Source organism: Rathayibacter iranicus NCPPB 2253 = VKM Ac-1602 (assembly GCF_003149025.1).
Taxonomy (GTDB): Bacteria; Actinomycetota; Actinomycetes; order Actinomycetales; family Microbacteriaceae; genus Rathayibacter; species Rathayibacter iranicus.
This window is the reverse complement of record NZ_QGDV01000004.1, coordinates 252010-270859: the sequence shown is the minus strand read 5'-3', so window position 1 is coordinate 270859 and position 18850 is coordinate 252010. Positions and strand designations below refer to the sequence as shown.

Genomic DNA, 18850 nt, shown 5'->3' with positions numbered 1-18850 from the left:
TCCACACCGACTACCGACGACCCTTCCCCACCTTCACCCAAACAATCTCCGCAGTCATCGCACTCCACTTCCTCAAACAAGCCGCGTGAATAAGCCTCAGGGTCCGGCGCTCCTTGTAAAGCGGATCGTTCTTCATCCTGCGTCTGTGCCGTGGAGGTCCAATTGGACCGCCTCTGGCAGGCATTCAACGCGTCGTTGGCAAGGCGGATCACAGGGAACGGGCCGATCACGGCGACTGTTTTCGTTTTCTGGAGTGAACGCGAGCAATACACCGGGTGCCTGGGCGGCCTAGGGTTTCGGACGGGGGCGCTCTTGAGCTGAGGGCGCTCCGGAAATGCGCGGATAATGCCGCGATCGAGTCATTCTTCGCTCTGCTGCAGAACGTCCTCGACCGACAACGTTGGGTCAACCGCCAGGAACTACGCCTGGCGATCATCACCTAGATCGAAGGCGTCCAGCACCTCAGACGCCGCCAATGCGGACTGGGTCGCCTCACCCCGACCAGGTATGAGACCATGAAAACCGCCGCACTCGCGGCATAAAGAACGAGTCATCGAAACCCTTAGCAGCCCCCGCAATAGTGAGCGGCTTATCTTGAAATCAGAAACGTGGAAGCAAAGTTTTCGCCGGAGCGGTTAAATTCGCATTTCAAAGTAGCGGCATCGTCCACCGCCCATGTGCTGCTTCAGTTCGTTGACGAAGCTAGGGCGCAGCTGTGACCAGTTGTTGAAGATCACGGTGGGAGCGCCCACGAGTCCCATCCGGAACTTGGTAGGCCAATCGCCCAAGAGGGCGACCCATCCGCATCCCTCGCAGGCAATCAGCGGCTCGCCGCCGGCAAGCCAGATCTTCTCAACGAGCTCGAATCGCTCATACAACGGAAACTCGCGGTCGCAACGTTGACAGGAAGGATTTGTAGAATTCCCGTGGGCTGACTGTATTTCCTTTTCCGAGATGACGTCCACCCCATTGTTTAGCCGCCCCTGGAGGTCGTAGTCGGATTCTTTGACTACGTCCGACCATCGCGGGCCGGGTTGCCAGTCCGATAGACCGTAGCTTTCGCGCTTGGCTAACGGAAGTAAGGACGGTGTGATGAGTTGCTGATCAGCAAGCCATGTCACCAGATTGGAGGCGAGTTCCACCCTGACCGACTCGGGCAAGGGATCCAGGCGGGTGATAACTTGCGCGATCATGGACACCCTAGGAGTGTACCTTTGCGCTCGCACATCGCCTGATCAAGGATCTTGACCGGGTCCGGACGAGGCAGGTCATCCGACCGTGGGCATGCTCGATGGCAGTCGAGCACTGGACAACCTGGTCAGCCAAGCCTGGAAAGTCCCGCGTTGTCCCCTTTCAGACTTCCTTTCTTTTGCGGAATGCGCCGCTGAGTACGGTTGCGAGGATTCCGGCGAGCAGTCCACCGCCGAACACGGCCGCCCATTGCGGGTCGAACCAGCTGACCGGGTTGGTCATGCTGGCGGCTGCTGTGTGGTCTGGTGTGATGTTCTTCGCGTCGATGGGCGCGGCGAAGAAGTCGTAGATGCTGCTCGTGTCCACGCCCGGTGTTCTCGTGTTCGCAAGGACGCTCGCGAAGTTCGCGTAGTAGGCCTGGGTCTCTTTGAGGCCGGTGTTGCCTGTGGCGACGAATTTGTTGAGTCCTGTGAAGACGTTCTCGACGCCGTCGAACGTCGTCGTGGCGTTCTTCAGGAGTGCGTCGAACTGGCTGGTGTTATCGGGCACGGTTCCTGCGCTGCTCGTGATCTGGCTGCCGGTCTGTTCGGTCTGGCTGGCGAGCCCAGTGATGCCGGTGCGGAGTTCATCGCTGCTATCGACGTAGAGCCCGGAGCTGTCTGGGGTGTGGCTGCTCCAGTCGCGTACCTCGAGACTGGTGACGGAGTTCTCTGTAAGAGAAGCCTCCTTGAGGCTCGCGATCGTGTCGTTGTACCAGGTGTTCACATTCGTCAGGGCGGAATCGAAGGCCGGGGCAGGGAGGCCGGTGCGGAGCGAGTCACGGGTGGTCTCGAGCGCGAGGATCTCCGCCTGCAGGCTCGCGACAATCGCCGGATCAACCACACCGGCCGGAGCCGACGGGCGCGTTGGGTTGGCGGCATCCGCCGGGTCGACAGGATCGGCTGAGCCGCCGAGGCGTGTTTCGACGGCTTTGAGGTTCTGGACTCTCGTGTCGAGGTCGGCAGAGAGGTTGTCTATCGCGAGGGTGTGATCTGCCGTGCACTGCGCGATCGCGTGCTGGAGTTCGGCGATCCTGCCGTCCAGGTGTGGCGGAGTGGTACCGTCCGGGCGTGTGCAGGGCGCGGGGAGATTTGAGGCGTCGAGCCCTGCCAGCCTGCACAGCGTGCTGGTTCTGAGCGCGTCGAACTGGGAACCGTAGAAGCCCCGATCAGACGCGGCCTGATCCGCGATGCCCTTATTGCTGTTGGTCGCGTTGATCTGTGCGATCTCTTGCTGCCTGCGCGCGTACTCATCAATCTTCTGCAGCTGCCCGGAGAGGGCTTCGCTGCTCGAGGTGAGCGAGTCCGCGACCGATTTCGTGAATGTATTCTGAGCTTCTACGGTTGCAGCGTTCACGTCTTTAAGACCTTTTGCGCTGGACACAAAGTTCTCGATGTTGGGAATCGTGCCCGAGAACGGTTTCTGCACATCTGCGGTCAGAGCCGCAATGAGTGCTTGCTGGTTGCTGAGGGTCCCGTGCATTTGCCCGTCGGCCTCGGCGAGATTATCCGCTAGGGAGGCGTAGTACATCTTGATGACGCTCTCGTTGAACCCACTCACTATTGCGACGATCCTGCTCTCCAGTAGCTGATCCGCTCGCTCGTCCGCTTGCGGTGCGAGCTTGTAGTCGACTGTCGCTTTCGTGGGGGTGGTGTCCTGGAGCGTCAGGATGTCGCGAGTGAACGACTGAGGGATGTACAGGATCGCATCGACAGAGCCATCGGAGTACGCCTTCTCAGCGACCGAGCGGGAAAGCACGATCCAGTTGTACTCGGAATCCTTCGAGATCCGGTCGACGAACGACGTGCCAAACGTGTACTCATCACCATTGAACTCGGAGGCCAGATCCTCGTTCACCAACCCGACCGTGGGTCTGGCATCATCGGCGCTGTACGCGGCATCAGTATTCACAGCCACGAAACTTATACACAGCGCGACCAAGAGCATGGCTGCCGAGGACAGCCGCGCAAGCCTGGATCGGGGTTGTGTCGACATGTTCGCCATATACCTACTCCTTCGACTGCCTTCAACACACTCGCACACGCACCGTAATGCGCAGAGCGATCACGCACAGACTCACCGCGGACGCGACGATTGCTGGGCAACTACCGCCTTACAGACCTTCGAGGCAACCGAGGCGACGGTGCACGTAAGCGGAAGGCACCCACCGAAATCGCGCGATACGGGGTACGGGGTCGACCCGAACGAGACGCACATTACTACGCTCGACAAGCAGGCTGGCGCACTTTGTCGCTCCATGCCGCAAGGCCACCGACGCGAAGGGCTGAGGCGTACCAGCGGCGTGAGCGTGGGACAACCTCCCCGTCAGAGTCGACGCCGCAGCAGCTCCACTCTCCACCGGGAGATCGTCGTCCCCTTGTCACCGACAACAGCGAGTCGTGACACCCCAAGCGGCATCCTGGGCGATACAACTAGACTTGCGCGGTGCTCAAGTTGGTCGTGCTTGTCTCCGGCGGCGGATCGAACCTCCGCGCCCTGCTGGACGGAACCTGTGACGACGATCTCCCGGCGCGCATCGTCGCAGTCGGCAGTGACACCGACGCCGCGGGCTTCCGTCACGCCGACGAGCGTGGCGTTCCGACTTTCACCGTGGCGCCGCGCGACTTCGCCTCGCGCGACGAGTGGGGAGCAGCACTGCTCACTCGGATTCGCGAGTGGCAGCCCGACCTGGTGGTCTGCGCCGGCTTCATGCGGATCCTGCCGCCCGTGGTGGTCGACGCGCTCAGCCCGCGAATGATCAACACGCACCCCGCGCTCCTCCCGCTTTTCCCCGGTGCGCACGCCGTCCGCGATGCCCTCGCAGCGGGTGCGACCGAGACGGGCGTCACCGTGCACGTCATTGACGCCGGTGTTGATACCGGCCCGATCATCGCTCAGGAGAGCCTCACCGTGCTCCCCGGCGAGAGCGAGGCGGCGCTGCACGAGCGCATTAAGACCATCGAGCGCCGCCTACTGGTGCAGACGGTGCTCGACATCGCCCACGGAACCGTCGACCTCGAGGAGTTCGCTCGCGCATGAGCATCACCGCACACGATCCCAGTAGCTACGACGACCGCGATGTGGTCCCCGTCCGTCGGGCGTTGATCTCGGTCAGCGACAAGAAGGGGTTGCTCGAGCTTGGAGCGGCACTCGCCGCGGCCGGCGTCGAACTCGTCTCGACCGGGTCGACCGCCGCGACGCTCCGCGGCGCCGGCCACGACGTCACCGATGTCTCGGCCGTCACCGGGTTCCCGGAGTCACTTGACGGGCGGGTGAAGACGCTGCACCCGGCCGTGCACGCGGGCATCCTCGCCGACCTGCGCCTCGCCTCGCATCGCGAGCAGCTTGAGCAGCTCGACATCGGGGCGTTCGAGCTGGTCGTCGTGAACCTGTACCCGTTCCGCGAGACCGTGACCGCTGGCGCCGATGCGGCCACCGTCGTCGAGAACATCGACATTGGAGGCCCGGCCCTCGTCCGTGCCTCCGCCAAGAACCACGCGAACGTCGCCATCGTCGTCGACCCGGCCGACTACTCCGGCGTCGTCACCGCCCTCTCCGCCGGCGGCACGACTCGCGCCGCGCGGCGCACCTTGGCGGCGCGCGCCTTCGCGCACACCGCCTCCTACGACTCCGCTGTCGCGTCGTGGTTCGCCGGGCAGGAGGCAACCGAGGGCGTCGAGGGGTCCGTCGAGATCCGCGGCACTCTCCAGCAGGTTCTGCGCTACGGAGAGAACTCTCACCAGAAGGCGGCGCTCTACGTCTCGCCCGACGGCGCCGGCATCGCCCAGGCGACCCAGCTGCACGGCAAGGAAATGTCGTACAACAATTTCGTCGATGCCGACGCGGCCGTTCGCGCCGCCTACGATTTCGTGCTCCCCGCGGTCGCGATCATCAAGCACGCGAACCCCTGTGGCATTGCGATCACGAGCGCCAAGGCCATCGACCCGATCGCCTCCGCCCACCGCCGCGCGCACGAGTGTGACCCGGTGTCGGCGTTCGGAGGAGTTATCGCCGCGAACCGGCCCGTCACCCTCGCGATGGCTGAGACGGTCAAGGAGATTTTTACCGAGGTGCTGGTTGCGCCCGGGTTCGCGCCCGAAGCGCTCGAGGTGCTGAAGACCAAGAAGAACCTGCGCCTGCTGCAGCTGCCCGATTTCTACGCCCCGGTTGCGCGCGAGTTCAAGCAGATTTCGGGCGGCATTCTTGTGCAGGAGCCGGACCGCTTCGTCGGCGGGCCCGGCGAGGTCAGCTCTGACTGGCAGCTCGTCGCGGGCGATCCGGCCGACGCCGACACGATGCTCGACCTCGAATTCGCGTGGAAAGCGTGCCGCGCGGTCAAGTCGAACGCGATCCTGCTCGCCAAAGGCGGCGCCTCGGTCGGCGTCGGGATGGGCCAGGTCAACCGCGTCGACTCCTGCCATCTCGCTGTCACCCGTGCAGGCGACCGCGGGACCGGCTCCGTCGCCGCCTCCGACGCGTTCTTCCCCTTCGCGGATGGCCTCGAGGTGCTTGTGGCCGCTGGAGTGCGGGCCGTCGTGCAGCCCGGCGGCTCGGTGCGCGACTCGGAGGTCGTTGACGCGGCGACCCGCGCGGGCATCACGATGTACACGACGGGCCAGCGGCACTTCTTCCACTGAGCGGGGTGCCCTCGCGAGCGCGCGTACCCTTCCGCGAATGTCCAAAAGTTGTCGCACTCGACGCCGAGTGCGACAACTTTTGGGTTCTCGACGGGGCGGGACCGGCTCGAGGCCGCGCGGGTTCTCAGAGCGCTGCGAGGAGTCGGACAGCCCCGACAAAGGCCGGGGCGCGTAGGGTCGCCGAGTGCCTTCCAATTCGACGCCCGACTCCACGCCCGACTCCACGCCCGTGACGACCAACGCCGCTCCGCCGAGGGGCAGTACCCGGGGGACCGGTCGCCACGTTCTCGTCGCCCTCCTCGCCGCCGTTGTCACCGCGGTCATCGCGCACGGGGCGAATGTGCTCGCCTTCTTCATCGGCAGTCAGTTACAGCCCACATCGATCCCACAGGTCAATGCCTACTTCCTGCTCTCGAGCGCGCTCGCGCTCGTCGTCGTGTTCGTGCTCGCCGTTGCAGGCGCGCTCGGTCGCACCTGGACGGCGGCCATCGCGGGACTTGTCGCGGGAATAATCGGAGCCGTTTTCGGCACGCTCGCGCAGGCCAGCGCCAGCGGACAAGCCGCCAGCGCCCCAACCATCGTCGCCACTTTCGGCGGACTCAATCTCGTCTTCCTGCTCGCGTTCACCGTCTCGGCGACCACCGTCGGTCGCCGGATCTGGGAGCGTTTCGCCACGCCGGAGCGTCCGGCCGAAGCCCCGCCCCGTCGCATCGCCCTCGTCCGGGCGCCCGCCGCCGACCTCTCTGCCGGCGAGCTCACGCACCTCGAGCGCGTCCCCGTCGACCAGGAGCGGGCGCAGCAGCAGTGGGAGGCGTACGTCGACCTCCTCGAGCGCGCCGGCTGGGAGAGTGTGGAGGCCGCTCCGGCTCCCGAGATGGCCGACTCCGTGTTCCTCGAGGACGCCGTCATCGTCTTCGGCACCCACGCCGTGCTTGCCCGCTCCGGCGCCACGTCGCGACGCGGCGAGGCAGCCGGTGCGGAGGAGGCGGTCCGCGCTCTCGATCTCACCGTGCACCGCATCGAGGAGCCGGGCACGCTCGACGGGGGCGACGTGCTGAAGGTTGGGTCGACGGTCTATGTCGGTCGCGGCGGACGCACCAACGCGGACGGAGTCGCGCAGCTGCGCTCTCTCCTGCGCCCGCTCGGTCTCACCGTGGTAGCGGTCCCGATCACGAGGGTTCTGCACCTCAAAAGCGCGGTCACCGCGCTTCCCGACGGCACCGTCATCGGCTGGGAGCCAGCGGTGGACGAGCCGCGACTGTTCCCCTCCTTCGTGCCGATGCCTGAGGAGTCCGGCGCCCACGTCGTCGTTCTCGACCCCGACACCCTGCTGATGGCCGCTTCCGCACCCCGGAGCGCTGAGCTACTGCGGAGCCTGGGCTACCACGTGCTGACGGTCGATATCTCGGAGTTCGAGAAGCTGGAGGGCTGCGTCACCTGCCTCTCGGTGCGCGTGCGCTGACGCCGGTCACGGTGGGTCGTCCGCGTCGTGCGGTGGACGAGGCCGGTGGCCCGGGTATAGCCTTCAAGGCTGCCGTGCCTTCCCGGACTGAGCAGCATCCCCCTCTCCTGCTCCGGCGGAGATCCCCACCTCGTCGCGAAAGCACAGCACCGTGTCTTTACCCGCCCCTGCATCCTCCGGCGCTCCCACGCCGTCTCGCCTGAGCACGCTGCGGACCCTTTTGCGTCTGGTCCCGTTCGTCGACGACGCCTTTCCGCGCCTGATCGGCGGCATCGGGGTCGCCCTGGTGGCGAGCCTGGTCTCGCTCGCGATTCCGCTCGTCCTACAGCAGCTCGTCGACGGGCCGCTCGGCGACGGAGCGACGGCGGCTGGCTCGGGTGATCTCGGTCCGCTGATCGCCCCGGTCGCTCTCATCCTGGGGCTCGGGATTCTCGAGGCCGGCGCCATCGCGCTGCGGCGGCGGATGGTCCTCACCCCCAGCACCCGCATCGAGGCCCGCATGCGCTCGGCGCTCTACCGCCAGCTCCAGGACCTTCCCGTGTCCTTCCACGATCGCTGGCAGAGCGGACAGCTACTCTCGCGAGCGATGAGCGATCTCAGCCTGATCCGGCGCTGGATCGCCTTCGGCTTCGTGCTGCTGGTGGTGAACGCGCTGACGATCGTCGTCGGCTTCGGTGTCCTGGTCTACTGGAACCCGATCCTCGGTGTCCTCTTCGTCGTCTGCTCGATCCCTGTCTGGATCTATGGCTTCGCGTTTGAGAAGCGCTACTCCAGCATCGCTCGGCGGAGCCAAGACCAGGCAGGCGACCTCGCAACCACTGTCGAGCAGTCGGTGCACGGCATCCGCGTGCTGAAGGCGTTTGGCCGCCACCAGCACGCGCTGGAGAACTTCGCCGGTCAGGCCGAAAAGCTGCGCGGCACCGAGCTCGACAAGGCGAAGGCCATCGCGGGAATCTGGCTCGTGCTGCTCCTGGTGCCCGACATTGCCTTCGCGCTCTGCCTTCTGGGCGGAGTCTGGCTCGCCGCCGACGGGCAGCTCAGCGTGGGCGAACTCTTCGCCTTCTTCGCCACCGCGACGGTTCTGCGCTGGCCCGTCGAGTCGATCGGATTCCTCCTCTCGATGACCTTCGACGCGCGGACTGCGGTGGATCGCTACTTCGAGGTGATGGACAGCCGCAACACCATCACCGATCCGGAGGAGCCCGAGACCATTGCTGAGCCGCGCGGCCGGGTGCGGTTCCGCGACGTGCACTTCCGCTACCAGGACGCGCCGGAACGGTACCCGGACCTGCTGAACGGCATCGACCTCGAGGTCGAGCCGGGCGAGACGATGGCACTGGTCGGCATCACCGGCTCCGGCAAGACCACGCTCACCGCGCTGCTCCCGCGCCTGTACGACGTGACGGGCGGGGCGATCGAACTCGACGGTGTGGACGTGCGCCGCCTTCGCCGCGACGAGTTGCGCACGCACATCGGCATGGCCTTCGAGGACGCGACGCTCTTCTCGACGTCGGTCCGCGAGAACGTCCTCCTGGGTAACCCCGGTGCGAGCGAGGAGGAGCTGCTCGAAGCTCTCGACATCGCGCAGGCCGACTTCGTGCACGGGCTCCCCGACGGTCTCGACACGACGGTGGGGGAGGAGGGGATGAGCCTCTCCGGCGGACAGCGACAGCGGCTCGCGCTCGCCCGCGCCGTCGCCGCACGGCCGTCGGTGCTGGTGCTCGACGATCCGCTCTCGGCGCTCGACGTCGACACGGAGGCGCGGGTCGAGGCGGGATTGCGCCGCGTCCTCGGCGACACGACTGCGATCATCGTCGCTCACCGCCCCTCGACGGTGGCGCTCGCCGATCGCGTCGCGCTGCTCGAGGAGGGGCGCGTCACCGCGGTGGGCACCCACAGCGAGCTGCTGGGCAGTAACCAGCACTACCGCTTCATCATCTCGAGCCTCGAGGAGGACGAACTGACTCGTCCTGTCGGGAGCGAGCGCGTCGGCTCGCGTCTCGCGACCACGACCCACCAGGAGACGAGATCGTGAGCATGCTCGGTTCGACCGAGGAGCGCGACGACCTCAGCCGTGCGGAGTCGTCCGAGCTGCGGCGGCGCTCGCTGCGGCTCCTGGGCTCCCTGCTGCGGCCCCTGCGACTGCGCCTCGTGCTCACCGCGATCGTGGTCATCGTCTCGACGGCCGCACAGGTCGCCGGTCCCGCCCTCATCGCGGCCGGGATCGACAACGCTCTCCCTGCGGTCCTCGACGGCGACGCCGCTCCGCTCGCCTTCACCGTGGTGGCCTACGTGCTCACCGGCGTGGTCGGCGCGGTGCTGGTCGCCTGGTACACCGTGCTCTCGGCGCGGGTGAGCCAGTCGATCCTGATCGATCTGCGCAAGCGCGTCTTCCTGCACACCCAGAAACTCAGCCTGGAGTTCCACGAGAAATACACGTCCGGCCGGATCATCTCGCGCCAGACCAGCGACCTCGATTCCATCAGGGAACTCCTCGACTCCGGGATCAATCAGCTTGTTCAGGGCGCGCTCTACATGGGTTTCGTCGCAATCGCGCTCGTGTCGCTCGACGGAGTGAGCGGCTTGGTGCTCGCCTGCGCCCTCGTGCCGCTCGCGTTGCTCACCCGCTGGTTTCAGAAGCGCTCGCAGGCGCTGTTTCGCGGCACGCGCGTCGCCTCGTCCAGGCTGATCGTGCAGTTCGTGGAGTCGATGACCGGCATCCGCGCGGTGCAAACGTTCCGCACACAAAAGCGCAATGAGGCGGTGTTCGGCGATGTCATCGAGCAGTACCGTCTCGCCTACAAGCGCGTTTTCGGGGTCTTCGGCGCCTTCGACCCCGGCCTCGTGCTGATCGGCAATGTGACCGTCGCGGTGGTGCTCTTCATTGGCGGTGTGCGGGTGCTCGACGGCGGCCTCGAGATTGGCGCGCTGCTGGCGATCCTGCTCTATACCCGGCGCTTCTTCGACCCGGTGCAGGAGATGGCGATGTTCTACAACTCCTACCAGTCGGCCGCCGCCGCGCTCGAGAAGGTGTCGGGCGTGCTGGCCGAGGAGCCGAGTGTTCCCGACCCGACCCGCCCGATCGACCTCCGCCAGGCCCACGGCCGGCTCGGCTTCGAGAGTGTTCGCTTCGCCTATACCAGCGACCGGGAGGTGCTCCCGCAGTTCGACCTTGACATCCCTGCCGGACAGATCATCGCTCTCGTCGGTTCGACGGGCGCGGGCAAGACTACCCTTGCCAAGCTCATCTCGCGCTTCTACGACCCGAGCGACGGAGTGGTGACCCTCGATGGTGTCGACCTGCGGAGGCTGCATCCAAAGGACCTTCGGCGTGCGATCGTGATGGTGACCCAGGAGGCGTACCTCTTCTCCGGGTCCGTCGCCGACAACATCGCGATCGGCCGGCCCACCGCCTCTTACGATGAGATCGTGCGCGCGGCGCATGCTGTCGGCGCGCACGAGTTCATCCAGGCGCTGCCGGATGGATACGACACCGACGTGAACAAGCGCGGCGGCCGCGTCTCAGCGGGCCAGCGGCAGCTCATCTCGTTCGCTCGCGCTTTCCTCGCCGACCCGGCGGTACTCATCCTGGACGAGGCGACCTCATCGCTCGACATCCCTAGCGAGCGGCTGGTGCAGCAGGGATTGCAGACGCTGTTGGCTGATCGCACCGCGGTGATCATCGCGCATCGCCTGTCCACGGTCGCTATCGCGGACCGCGTGCTGGTGATGGAGCACGGCCGCATTGTCGAGGACGGCACTCCGGAGGCGCTCATCGCCGGCGAGGGCCGCTTCGCCACTCTGCACGCCGCTTGGCGCGACTCCCTCGTCTGAGGCCGCTGCCGGAGGGGTGCGATGTGCAGGGACCTGTGCGATGTGCAGGAGCGCGTGCGATGTGCAGGGGAATCGTCGGCAGAGGCGGTTTTTCCGCGGCACGAGGCGACCGAGACCTGCGATTCCCTGCAGATCGCACGCGCTCCTGCAGATCGCACGCGCTCCTGCAGATCGCACGCGCTCCTGCAGATCGCACACGGAGGCGCGAGTCAGGGGCGCCAGCGGGCAGCGCGCACGTCGACGCGGTAGCCGGTCGGAGTGACGACCAGCGGTGTGCCTTCGCGTAGGTACTCTGCACGGGCGCTGGATTCGTGCCCGAGCGCCGGCGCGCCACTCGAACGCACCACGCGCCACCAGGCGACGTCCGAGCCGTAGCGCGCCAGTACGGTTCCCACCGCGCGCGCGGCCCGAGTCCCGAGCACCGCCGCGATGTCGCCGTACGCCATGACGTGTCCCGGCGGAATCGCGGCGACCACGTCGAGGACTGCGGTGGCGAAATCGGGCGACTCCGTCTCGCTACGGACCGCGCTCAGAGCGTCAGCGCCCCGACGTTTTCGCCGTATTGCGTTTCTGCGACGACCTCGAAGCCGATCCAGCGGAAGAACTGCTCGGGGCCGTCCTCGCCTGACTCCCAGATCACGGTGAGGGTGGCGAAACCGCGGGCGCGAGCTTCGTCGGCGGTGGCGCGCACGGCGAACGTGCCGACTCCGCGACCCTGCTTGGCGGCGTCGATGTTGATGCGCCAGATGCAGCTGCGGAACTCCTCCGCCGCCTCAGGATCGAAGTGCGCGTGGATGAATCCGACCAATTCGTCGCCGTCCATCACGGCACGCTGCCAGGAGGCTCCAGGATCGATGACCGCTGCGGCCGCGGAGTACGAGACCGGCGCAATGAACTGCTCCTGACCCGGTTTGAGGCTGAGCCCATTGACGGCCGAGATGTTCGACGCGGACAGCTCTTCCAAGCGGAGGTCACTCATGGCGTCAATCTACCGGCCCGGTGCACGGGTGGGCATCGTCCTGGCGGGTGACGAAGGTCCGCTCCTGGGGTGGGGAGGGTGAAGTCTCTCGACATCGAGACACTTCGGTGCTCAGGTAGGCTGGCCGGAGGCCATCCGGAAGCGGTGCACAGCCGCCCGTCCCGCACAGGTGCGGGGTCATCGACACCAATGGGAGAGCAATGTCCAAGATCAAGGTTGAGGGAACGGTCGTCGAACTCGACGGCGACGAGATGACGCGCATCATCTGGCAGAAGATCAAGGACACCCTCATCCACCCGTATCTCGACGTGAACCTCGAGTACTACGACCTCGGCATCGAATACCGCGACCAGACCGACGACCAGGTCACTATCGACGCCGCGCACGCCATCCAAAAGCACGGGGTCGGCGTCAAGTGCGCGACGATCACGCCAGACGAGGCGCGGGTCGAAGAGTTCGGCCTGAAGAAGATGTGGAAGTCGCCCAATGGCACGATCCGCAACATCCTCGGTGGCGTGATTTTCCGCGAGCCGATCATCATTTCGAACATCCCGCGGCTTGTTCCCGGCTGGAACAAGCCGATCATCATCGGTCGCCACGCCTTCGGCGACCAGTACCGCGCCACCGACTTCGTCTTCAAGGGCAAGGGCACTCTGACGGTCGAGTTCACGCCTGATGATGGCTCCGAGCCGATGAAGTTCGAGGTGTACAAGGCACCCGACGACGGCATCGCGCAGGTGCAGTACAACCAGGACGCGTCCATCCGCGATTTCGCGCGCTCGTCACTCAACTACGGCCTCTCGCGCAATTACCCGGTCTACCTCTCGACCAAGAACACGATTCTTAAGGCCTATGACGGCCGTTTCAAGGACATCTTTGAGGAGATCTTCGAAACGGAGTTCAAGGAGCGCTTCGACGCCGCGGGACTCACCTATGAGCACCGCCTCATCGACGACATGGTCGCCTCCGCCATGAAGTGGGAGGGCGGCTACGTCTGGGCGTGCAAGAACTACGACGGCGACGTGCAGTCCGACACCGTCGCACAGGGCTTTGGCTCGCTCGGCCTGATGACCTCCGTGCTTTCCACGCCCGACGGCAGTGTCGTCGAGGCGGAGGCGGCACATGGCACCGTTACGCGCCACTATCGCCAGCACCAGGCGGGCAAGCCCACGTCGACAAACCCGATTGCCTCGATTTACGCCTGGACGCGCGGCCTCGCGCACCGCGGGAAGCTCGACGGCAACCAGGCGCTCATCGACTTCTCGCTGACGCTGGAGGACGTGGTCATCAAGACGGTCGAGTCCGGCAAGATGACGAAGGATCTCGCCCTGCTCGTCGGCCCCGACCAGGGCTGGCAGACGACGGAGGAATTTCTCGCGACCCTCGACGAGAACCTCCAAACCCGCATGTCGGCCTGACCTCTGGCAGTATCCGCTTCGGCCCGCAGATTTCTCGCACCCTGCGGGCCGAAGCCGTTCCCGAAGCCGAGCCCGAGTCTGGACGTCGAGTCAGGGTCAACGCTCAGAGCACGCGGGCGAGCTGCTCCAATGCCGTGAACGGATCCGATCCGACCGGTATCAGCACAGCGCTCGCGGCACCGGCAGAATGCAGTCCGGCGATGCGCGCACGGGCGGAGGCGGGAGTGCCGACGACGGCGAGCCGGTCGACCCACTCGTCGTGGAGGTCACGCGCGAACGCTGCTCGGTCCGCGCTCGAGGCGCGGAGCCGGGCCACCTCCTCGGCGAAGGGCAGGGGCGCGATGTGCGGCGCCCACTCCGGCTCGCCGATCCATTCGAGTGCAGGGCGGACGGCGTCCCGCGCTTGGGCCGGATCGTCGTCGACCGCGGCGAGATTGTAGGCGACTACCCTGCCGGGCGTGCCCATCCGTTCTCGTGCCTGGGTCAGGTACTCCGGAGTCACCGGCTCGGCGAGGACCGCACCATCGGCGACCCGGCCCGCCAGTTCCAACGACGTGGGGCCGCGGACGCCGGCGAGCAGCGGCGGGACGACGCGGGGTGGCGATTCGAGCACGAGATCGTCGATGCGCACGTAGCGGCCGGAGCGGTTGATCCGCTCGCCCAGGAGGAGCGCGCGGATCGCGACGAACTGCTCCTCGAGCAGGGTGAGCGGGCTTTGCGGCCAGATGCCGAGGCGGCGCATCCAGTGCGGCATGCCGCGGCCAATCCCGGCGTGGATGTGGGCGGGGAAGAGATCGGCGAGGGTGCCGAGTTCCATGGCTGTGAAAGCCGACGTTCGCGCAGCGGCGGGAAGGATGCCGATCCCCACGATAATCCGCTCGGTGGCGGCGAGGAGGGCTCCGGCTTGGGCGATGCCGCCGCGGAAGCCGAGGTCTTCAACGAGCCACAGTTCGTCGAAGCCGAATTCTTCGGCGCGGCGAGCGTAGGGCAGCACCTCGGGGGCGGGCAGATCGCGGGGAAGCAGGACGCCCACAGCGGCGTCCGTGGTGTGAGCGAGCATCCGACCAGCGTAAAACGTGACGTTGGCGGGGGCCTCGAGGCGAATGGCGGCCTCGAGACCCCCGCCGGGTCTATTCGGCGGACGACTCGCTCAGCTGGACCTGCTCGGGGCGGCCGCTCGAGACGACCTCGATCCTTCGCGGGCGGGCCCTCTCGCTGACAGGGATCGTCACCGAGAGCACACCATTGTCGTAGGAGGCCGAGATGCGCTCGGTGTCGACGCCCTGTCCGAGGCTGAGCTGGCGGACGAAGGTCGCCGACTGCCGCTCGCGCGTGATCCAGGTGACGTCGTCGCCGCCCGCGACGGTGCGCTGGGCCCGGATGGTCAGCAGCTGCCCGTCGACATCGACATCGACCGAGCCCGGATCAATCCCGGGCAGGTCGGCGGTGAGGACGTAGTGGTCGCCGTCGCGGTAGAGGTCGATCGGCATGCGACGCGGGCCTTGGCCCGCTCCGAGCAGAGCGGAGGCGACACGGTCGAGTTCGCGGGTGGGGTCGTAGGTGATAGCCATTGAGATCACTCCATTCAGTCGTGCAACGAAGAGTTCCGAGGGTTGAGCTGAGTCGACTCAACTACGTCGAGATTAGCACTCGGCCGCCGCGGCCGCCAACGCGTTTTGTCACTGAACTGGTCACTTCGTTACCGGTTCGTAATAACGCTGAGCAATCGAGTTCGTAGGGTCGTCTCTGTGCGAGAACCGATCCGGTTCCCAGCGAACGTGATTAAGGACACCGATTGCCGATCCACTCGACCCACCGTCCATCCGTCCACCGCGCTGAGAAGCGCATCCTCGCAGGCCTCGTCGTCCTCGGCGTCGCCGCCGCGACAGCCCTCGCCGCCGCCGGTGCGAGCGCCGCTCCGCTCGCGGGCAGCGCGTCGATCATCGGCGGGCTCACCACGGGGCAGAACTTCGACGACGGCGACTACGTCGTCACCCTGGTCGAGCCGTCCGCGGCCACCTACCAGGGCGGCGACGCCCGATTCGCCCGCACCGCCCCCACGGCCGGCGCGCAGCTAGAGGCCGATTCCGCTGCGGTCGACGACTACGCGTCGCACCTGGAGCAGCGTCAGGAGGACGTTGCCGCCGCGGTCGATGCGGCGGTCGACTACCACTACACCGTTGCTCTCAACGGCTTTTCGGCGGCGCTCTCGGGTGATCAGGCCGGCGAACTCGCGGGTCGAAAGGACGTCGCGCAGGTCCGCAAGGTCGAGAACGTGACGGTGGATCGGGCAGCGACGACGTCCCCGCTCGCCTCCGCGGCGGGCATACCTGTCCCCGACACCGGACAGCAGCGCTCGACCGACTTCCTCGGCCTTGAGGGCGAGGACGGTGTCTGGCAGAAGCTGGGCGGCATCGACGCGGCCGGGTCAGGCATCGTCGTCGGTGTGATCGACTCCGGCATCGCGCCCGAGAACCCCTCCTTCGCCGGCGCTCCGCTGGCCACCTCGCCGGGAGCGGCGCCGTACACCGACGGCACGGATGTCACCTTCCGCAAATCGGACGGCACCTCCTTCGTGGGTTCTTGCTCGCCGGGCCTGCCCACGTCTGAGCAGTGGGACGGCGACGAGTGCAACCAGAAGCTGATCGGCGCGCGCTGGTTCCTCGGCGGCGAGGAGGTCGGCTCGACGGACAATCCTGAGTACCGTTCGCCTCGTGATGCGGACGGCCACGGCTCGCACACCGCGAGCACGGCCGCCGGTAACGCCGGCGTCGAAGCGAGCGTTGACGGCTACGACTACGGCACGATCTCAGGTGTTGCGCCGGCCGCCAAGGTCGCCGCGTACAAGGTCTGCTGGAACGGGGACGAGCCCGGCACCGACAACGATGACTTCTGTTCCGGAGCGGGAATTCTCGCTGCCATCGACGCGGCGGTTTCGGACGGAGTCGACGTCATCAATTTCTCGATCGGCGGCGGCTCGGCCACTTCAACCCTGACCGCTATTGATGAGGCGTTTCTCAATGCCGCCGCCGCGGGGGTCTTCGTCGCTGCCTCCGCTGGCAATTCCGGCGCGGACGCCTCCACACTCGACCACGCATCCCCGTGGTACACGACCGTTGCGGCGTCCTCGATCCCGAGCTATACGGCCACCGCAACTCTCGGCGACGGCCAGGCGTTCGTCGGCGGTTCGATCTCTGTCCACGACGACGTCACGGGTCCTCTCGTGAACAGCGCCGACGTGGTCCGCTCGGGAACCGAGAACCCCGCCGTCTGCGAGGCCGGTACTCTCGACCCCGCGAAGGTGAAGGGCACGATCGTTGCCTGCACCGCGGGCGTCACGGCTCGCGTCTCGAAGTCGGCCGAGGTCGAGCGGGCCGGCGGCAAGGGGATGCTGCTGCTCAACCCGACTCCGAACGCCCTGCACGTCGATGACCACTCGGTGCCGAGCATCCAGATCGACTCGCCCGCGTATGACGCGATCACTCGCTACGCCGGGACTCCCGGCGCCACGGTGACGCTCTCCGAAGGTAATTCGACCGGCAAAGTGATCCCCGTTCCCCAGGTCGCCGGCTTCTCCTCTCGCGGTCCGGCGGAGGCAGACGGCGCCGATGTGCTCAAGCCCGACCTCACGGCGCCTGGTGTCGCGATCCTGGCCGACAGCTTCAGTGCCGAGGGCGACGAACCCGCCTTTGCGTTCGAGTCGGGCACGTCGATGTCGTCGCCGCACGTCGCGGGTCTCGCCGCCCTGATTCTCGGCGCCGCTCCGAAGGCCTCGCCGGCGGTCGTGAAGTCGACCATGATGACATCCGCCTACGACAGCGTGGATCAGTCGGGGGATGCATCGAAGAACGTCTTTGCGCAGGGCGCGGGGCACGTCGATCCGGCCGCCTTCCTCAACCCCGGACTGGTGTACGAGAGCGGCACAAGCGACTGGATCGCCTTCCTGAAGGGGGCGGGATACGTCTTCCCATCGAGCCCGTCCATTGACCCGATCACCGCGATTGATCCGTCCGACCTCAACCAGGCTTCCATTGCCATCGGTGCGCTCGCCGGAACGCAGACCGTCACCCGCACGGTCACATCGACCGGCCCAGGCAGCTACACCGCATCGGTTGACGGGATGGCTGGGATCGACACCGTCGTGTCGCCGTCCACCCTCAACTTCACGAGAGCGGGGCAGACCGCCGAATACACGGTCTCCTTCACCACGGGTGATGCTCCGCTCACTGAGTTCACCGCGGGCTACCTCACCTGGTCGAGCGCGGAGCATGACGTCCGCAGCCCGATCGCGGTGCGTCCCGTCCTCCTGGATGCTCCGTACGAGGTTTCCGGTTCGGGTTCGACGGGAAACGCCGCAGTCACGGTGATTCCGGGCATCGACGCTCCGCTGCCGCTCTCCTCGAGTGGTCTCACCGAGGGAGTCCTCGCCGAGGGCGAGACGGCGCAGGATGCTCACTCGGCCGTCCTGCCGGTCGGCGAATCTCTCGAGGCCACGGTCGAGGTCCCCGAGGGAGTACCGTTCGCGCGCTTCGACCTCGACTCGCTGGACGACGCAGCCGACCTCGACCTCACCGTCGCGCGCAAGGGCAGCACCACAATATTCACGTCAGCGACCGGAGCTGCTGACGAGCGTGTCGACATCGCCGATCCCGAGGCCGGAACCTACACAGTGACCGCTGACGTCTACTCGGTGCCCGAGGGCTCCGCGACGTCGATTTTCGACCTGCGCAGCTTCGTGATCGACCCGAAGGAGGAACTGGGCTCCCTGAGCACCGCTCCGTCGGTGATCGCTGCGGTCCAGGGCCTGCCGACCGACTACACGGTCTCGTGGTCGAACCTCGCCGGTCCGGGACGGTACCTCGGCCGTGTCGCCTACACGGACTCAGGTCTCGCGACTCTGGTGAATGTCGACGTCACCGAGGCAGTCATGCCGACGCCGACCGCGACTCCGGAACCGACGGGTTCGCCCGAACCGACCGCGACGCCCACTGCCGGCCCGCCCGCAAGTCCTGGTGCGCCGATCCCGGGGCCGGGCTCGCCCGGTCATGGTTCGGGCAGACTGCCCTTCACCGGCTTTGACGGCGGCCTCCTGGGAGCCCTTGCCCTGGCTCTGCTCGGCTCGGGTGCTGTGATCGCCGGCGTCCGACGTCGCGCCCTGGCCCAGCGAGAGGCGCGCGCTGCGAAGTAGCCCTCCGCGACCCCCTCTGACGGCCGTCCTGCTCGCTCCTCGGGGAGCAGCGGGGCGGCCGTCCACCGTTGCCGGGCAGGAGTGGGCGCCGGCGATCCGCCT

14 protein-coding genes and 1 pseudogene are annotated in these 18850 nt (G+C 66.6%); 8 read left to right on the top strand and 7 right to left on the bottom strand.

The window, feature by feature from the left end:
• A partial coding sequence (locus tag B0H03_RS16885; RefSeq protein ID WP_207774248.1) for a hypothetical protein occupies nucleotides 1–230 on the bottom strand: 230 nt, incomplete at its 3' end.
• 105 nt (nucleotides 231–335) lie between these two features.
• Between B0H03_RS16885 and B0H03_RS07195 the strand changes: the two are divergent.
• Nucleotides 336–542: pseudogene (locus tag B0H03_RS07195) on the top strand (IS3 family transposase); the annotation flags it as partial.
• 93 nt (nucleotides 543–635) lie between these two features.
• Here the strand turns inward: B0H03_RS07195 and B0H03_RS07190 are convergent.
• Together B0H03_RS07190 and esaA are read right to left on the bottom strand one after the other, a co-directional pair.
• Complete coding sequence (locus tag B0H03_RS07190) at nucleotides 636–1199, bottom strand: hypothetical protein (protein ID WP_104354342.1); 564 nt, start codon at nucleotides 1197–1199, stop codon at nucleotides 636–638.
• A 154-nt stretch (nucleotides 1200–1353) separates the two neighbouring features.
• Nucleotides 1354–3234, bottom strand: a complete 1881-nt coding sequence (gene esaA, locus B0H03_RS07185; protein WP_104354341.1) for a type VII secretion protein EsaA — start codon at nucleotides 3232–3234, stop codon at nucleotides 1354–1356.
• Between the two features lie 441 nt (nucleotides 3235–3675).
• Here esaA and purN point away from each other — a divergent pair, with 441 nt between their 5' ends.
• The 5 genes from purN (at nucleotide 3676) to B0H03_RS07160 (ending at nucleotide 11163) form a co-directional block, all read left to right on the top strand.
• Nucleotides 3676–4269, top strand: coding sequence for a phosphoribosylglycinamide formyltransferase (purN, locus tag B0H03_RS07180; RefSeq protein WP_104265137.1), 594 nt, complete (start codon nucleotides 3676–3678; stop codon nucleotides 4267–4269).
• A complete protein-coding gene (gene purH, locus B0H03_RS07175; protein ID WP_104265136.1) occupies nucleotides 4266–5867 on the top strand; it encodes a bifunctional phosphoribosylaminoimidazolecarboxamide formyltransferase/IMP cyclohydrolase in 1602 nt (533 codons plus the stop codon). The genes purN and purH overlap by 4 nt, the downstream gene beginning before the upstream one ends.
• Nucleotides 5868–6051: 184 nt before the next feature.
• Nucleotides 6052–7329 carry a dimethylargininase gene (gene ddaH / locus B0H03_RS17250; RefSeq protein WP_272914876.1) on the top strand — a complete coding sequence of 426 codons (1278 nt, stop codon included), beginning with the start codon at nucleotides 6052–6054 and terminating at the stop codon, nucleotides 7327–7329.
• 151 nt (nucleotides 7330–7480) lie between these two features.
• Nucleotides 7481–9364 carry an ABC transporter ATP-binding protein gene (locus B0H03_RS07165; RefSeq protein ID WP_104265134.1) on the top strand — a complete coding sequence of 628 codons (1884 nt, stop codon included), beginning with the start codon at nucleotides 7481–7483 and terminating at the stop codon, nucleotides 9362–9364.
• 2 nt (nucleotides 9365–9366) lie between these two features.
• Nucleotides 9367–11163 carry an ABC transporter ATP-binding protein gene (locus tag B0H03_RS07160; RefSeq protein WP_181075056.1) on the top strand — a complete coding sequence of 599 codons (1797 nt, stop codon included), beginning with the start codon at nucleotides 9367–9369 and terminating at the stop codon, nucleotides 11161–11163.
• Between the two features lie 209 nt (nucleotides 11164–11372).
• Here the strand turns inward: B0H03_RS07160 and B0H03_RS07155 are convergent, their stop codons facing one another.
• The gene (locus tag B0H03_RS07155; RefSeq protein ID WP_104265132.1) at nucleotides 11373–11696 is read right to left on the bottom strand and encodes an MGMT family protein; all 324 of its coding nucleotides are present in this window, start codon (nucleotides 11694–11696) and stop codon (nucleotides 11373–11375) included.
• Nucleotides 11693–12142 carry a GNAT family N-acetyltransferase gene (locus B0H03_RS07150; protein WP_104265131.1) on the bottom strand — a complete coding sequence of 150 codons (450 nt, stop codon included), beginning with the start codon at nucleotides 12140–12142 and terminating at the stop codon, nucleotides 11693–11695. Before B0H03_RS07150 ends, B0H03_RS07155 begins: the two co-directional genes overlap by 4 nt.
• Nucleotides 12143–12342: 200 nt before the next feature.
• Here B0H03_RS07150 and B0H03_RS07145 point away from each other — a divergent pair, with 200 nt between their 5' ends.
• On the top strand, nucleotides 12343–13560 hold the full coding sequence (locus B0H03_RS07145) for an NADP-dependent isocitrate dehydrogenase (RefSeq protein WP_104265130.1): 1218 nt from the start codon (nucleotides 12343–12345) through the stop codon (nucleotides 13558–13560).
• Nucleotides 13561–13663: 103 nt separating this feature from the next.
• Here the strand turns inward: B0H03_RS07145 and B0H03_RS07140 are convergent, their stop codons facing one another.
• Nucleotides 13664–14620 (bottom strand): LLM class flavin-dependent oxidoreductase, encoded by a 957-nt coding sequence (locus B0H03_RS07140; protein WP_104265129.1) that lies wholly within the window; start codon nucleotides 14618–14620, stop codon nucleotides 13664–13666.
• A 70-nt stretch (nucleotides 14621–14690) separates the two neighbouring features.
• Nucleotides 14691–15131, bottom strand: a complete 441-nt coding sequence (locus B0H03_RS07135) for an Hsp20/alpha crystallin family protein (protein WP_104265128.1) — start codon at nucleotides 15129–15131, stop codon at nucleotides 14691–14693.
• A gap of 224 nt (nucleotides 15132–15355) precedes the next feature.
• Between B0H03_RS07135 and B0H03_RS07130 the strand changes: the two genes are divergently transcribed.
• Nucleotides 15356–18748 (top strand): S8 family serine peptidase, encoded by a 3393-nt coding sequence (locus B0H03_RS07130; RefSeq protein WP_104265127.1) that lies wholly within the window; start codon nucleotides 15356–15358, stop codon nucleotides 18746–18748.
• Nucleotides 18749–18850 lie beyond the last annotated feature (102 nt).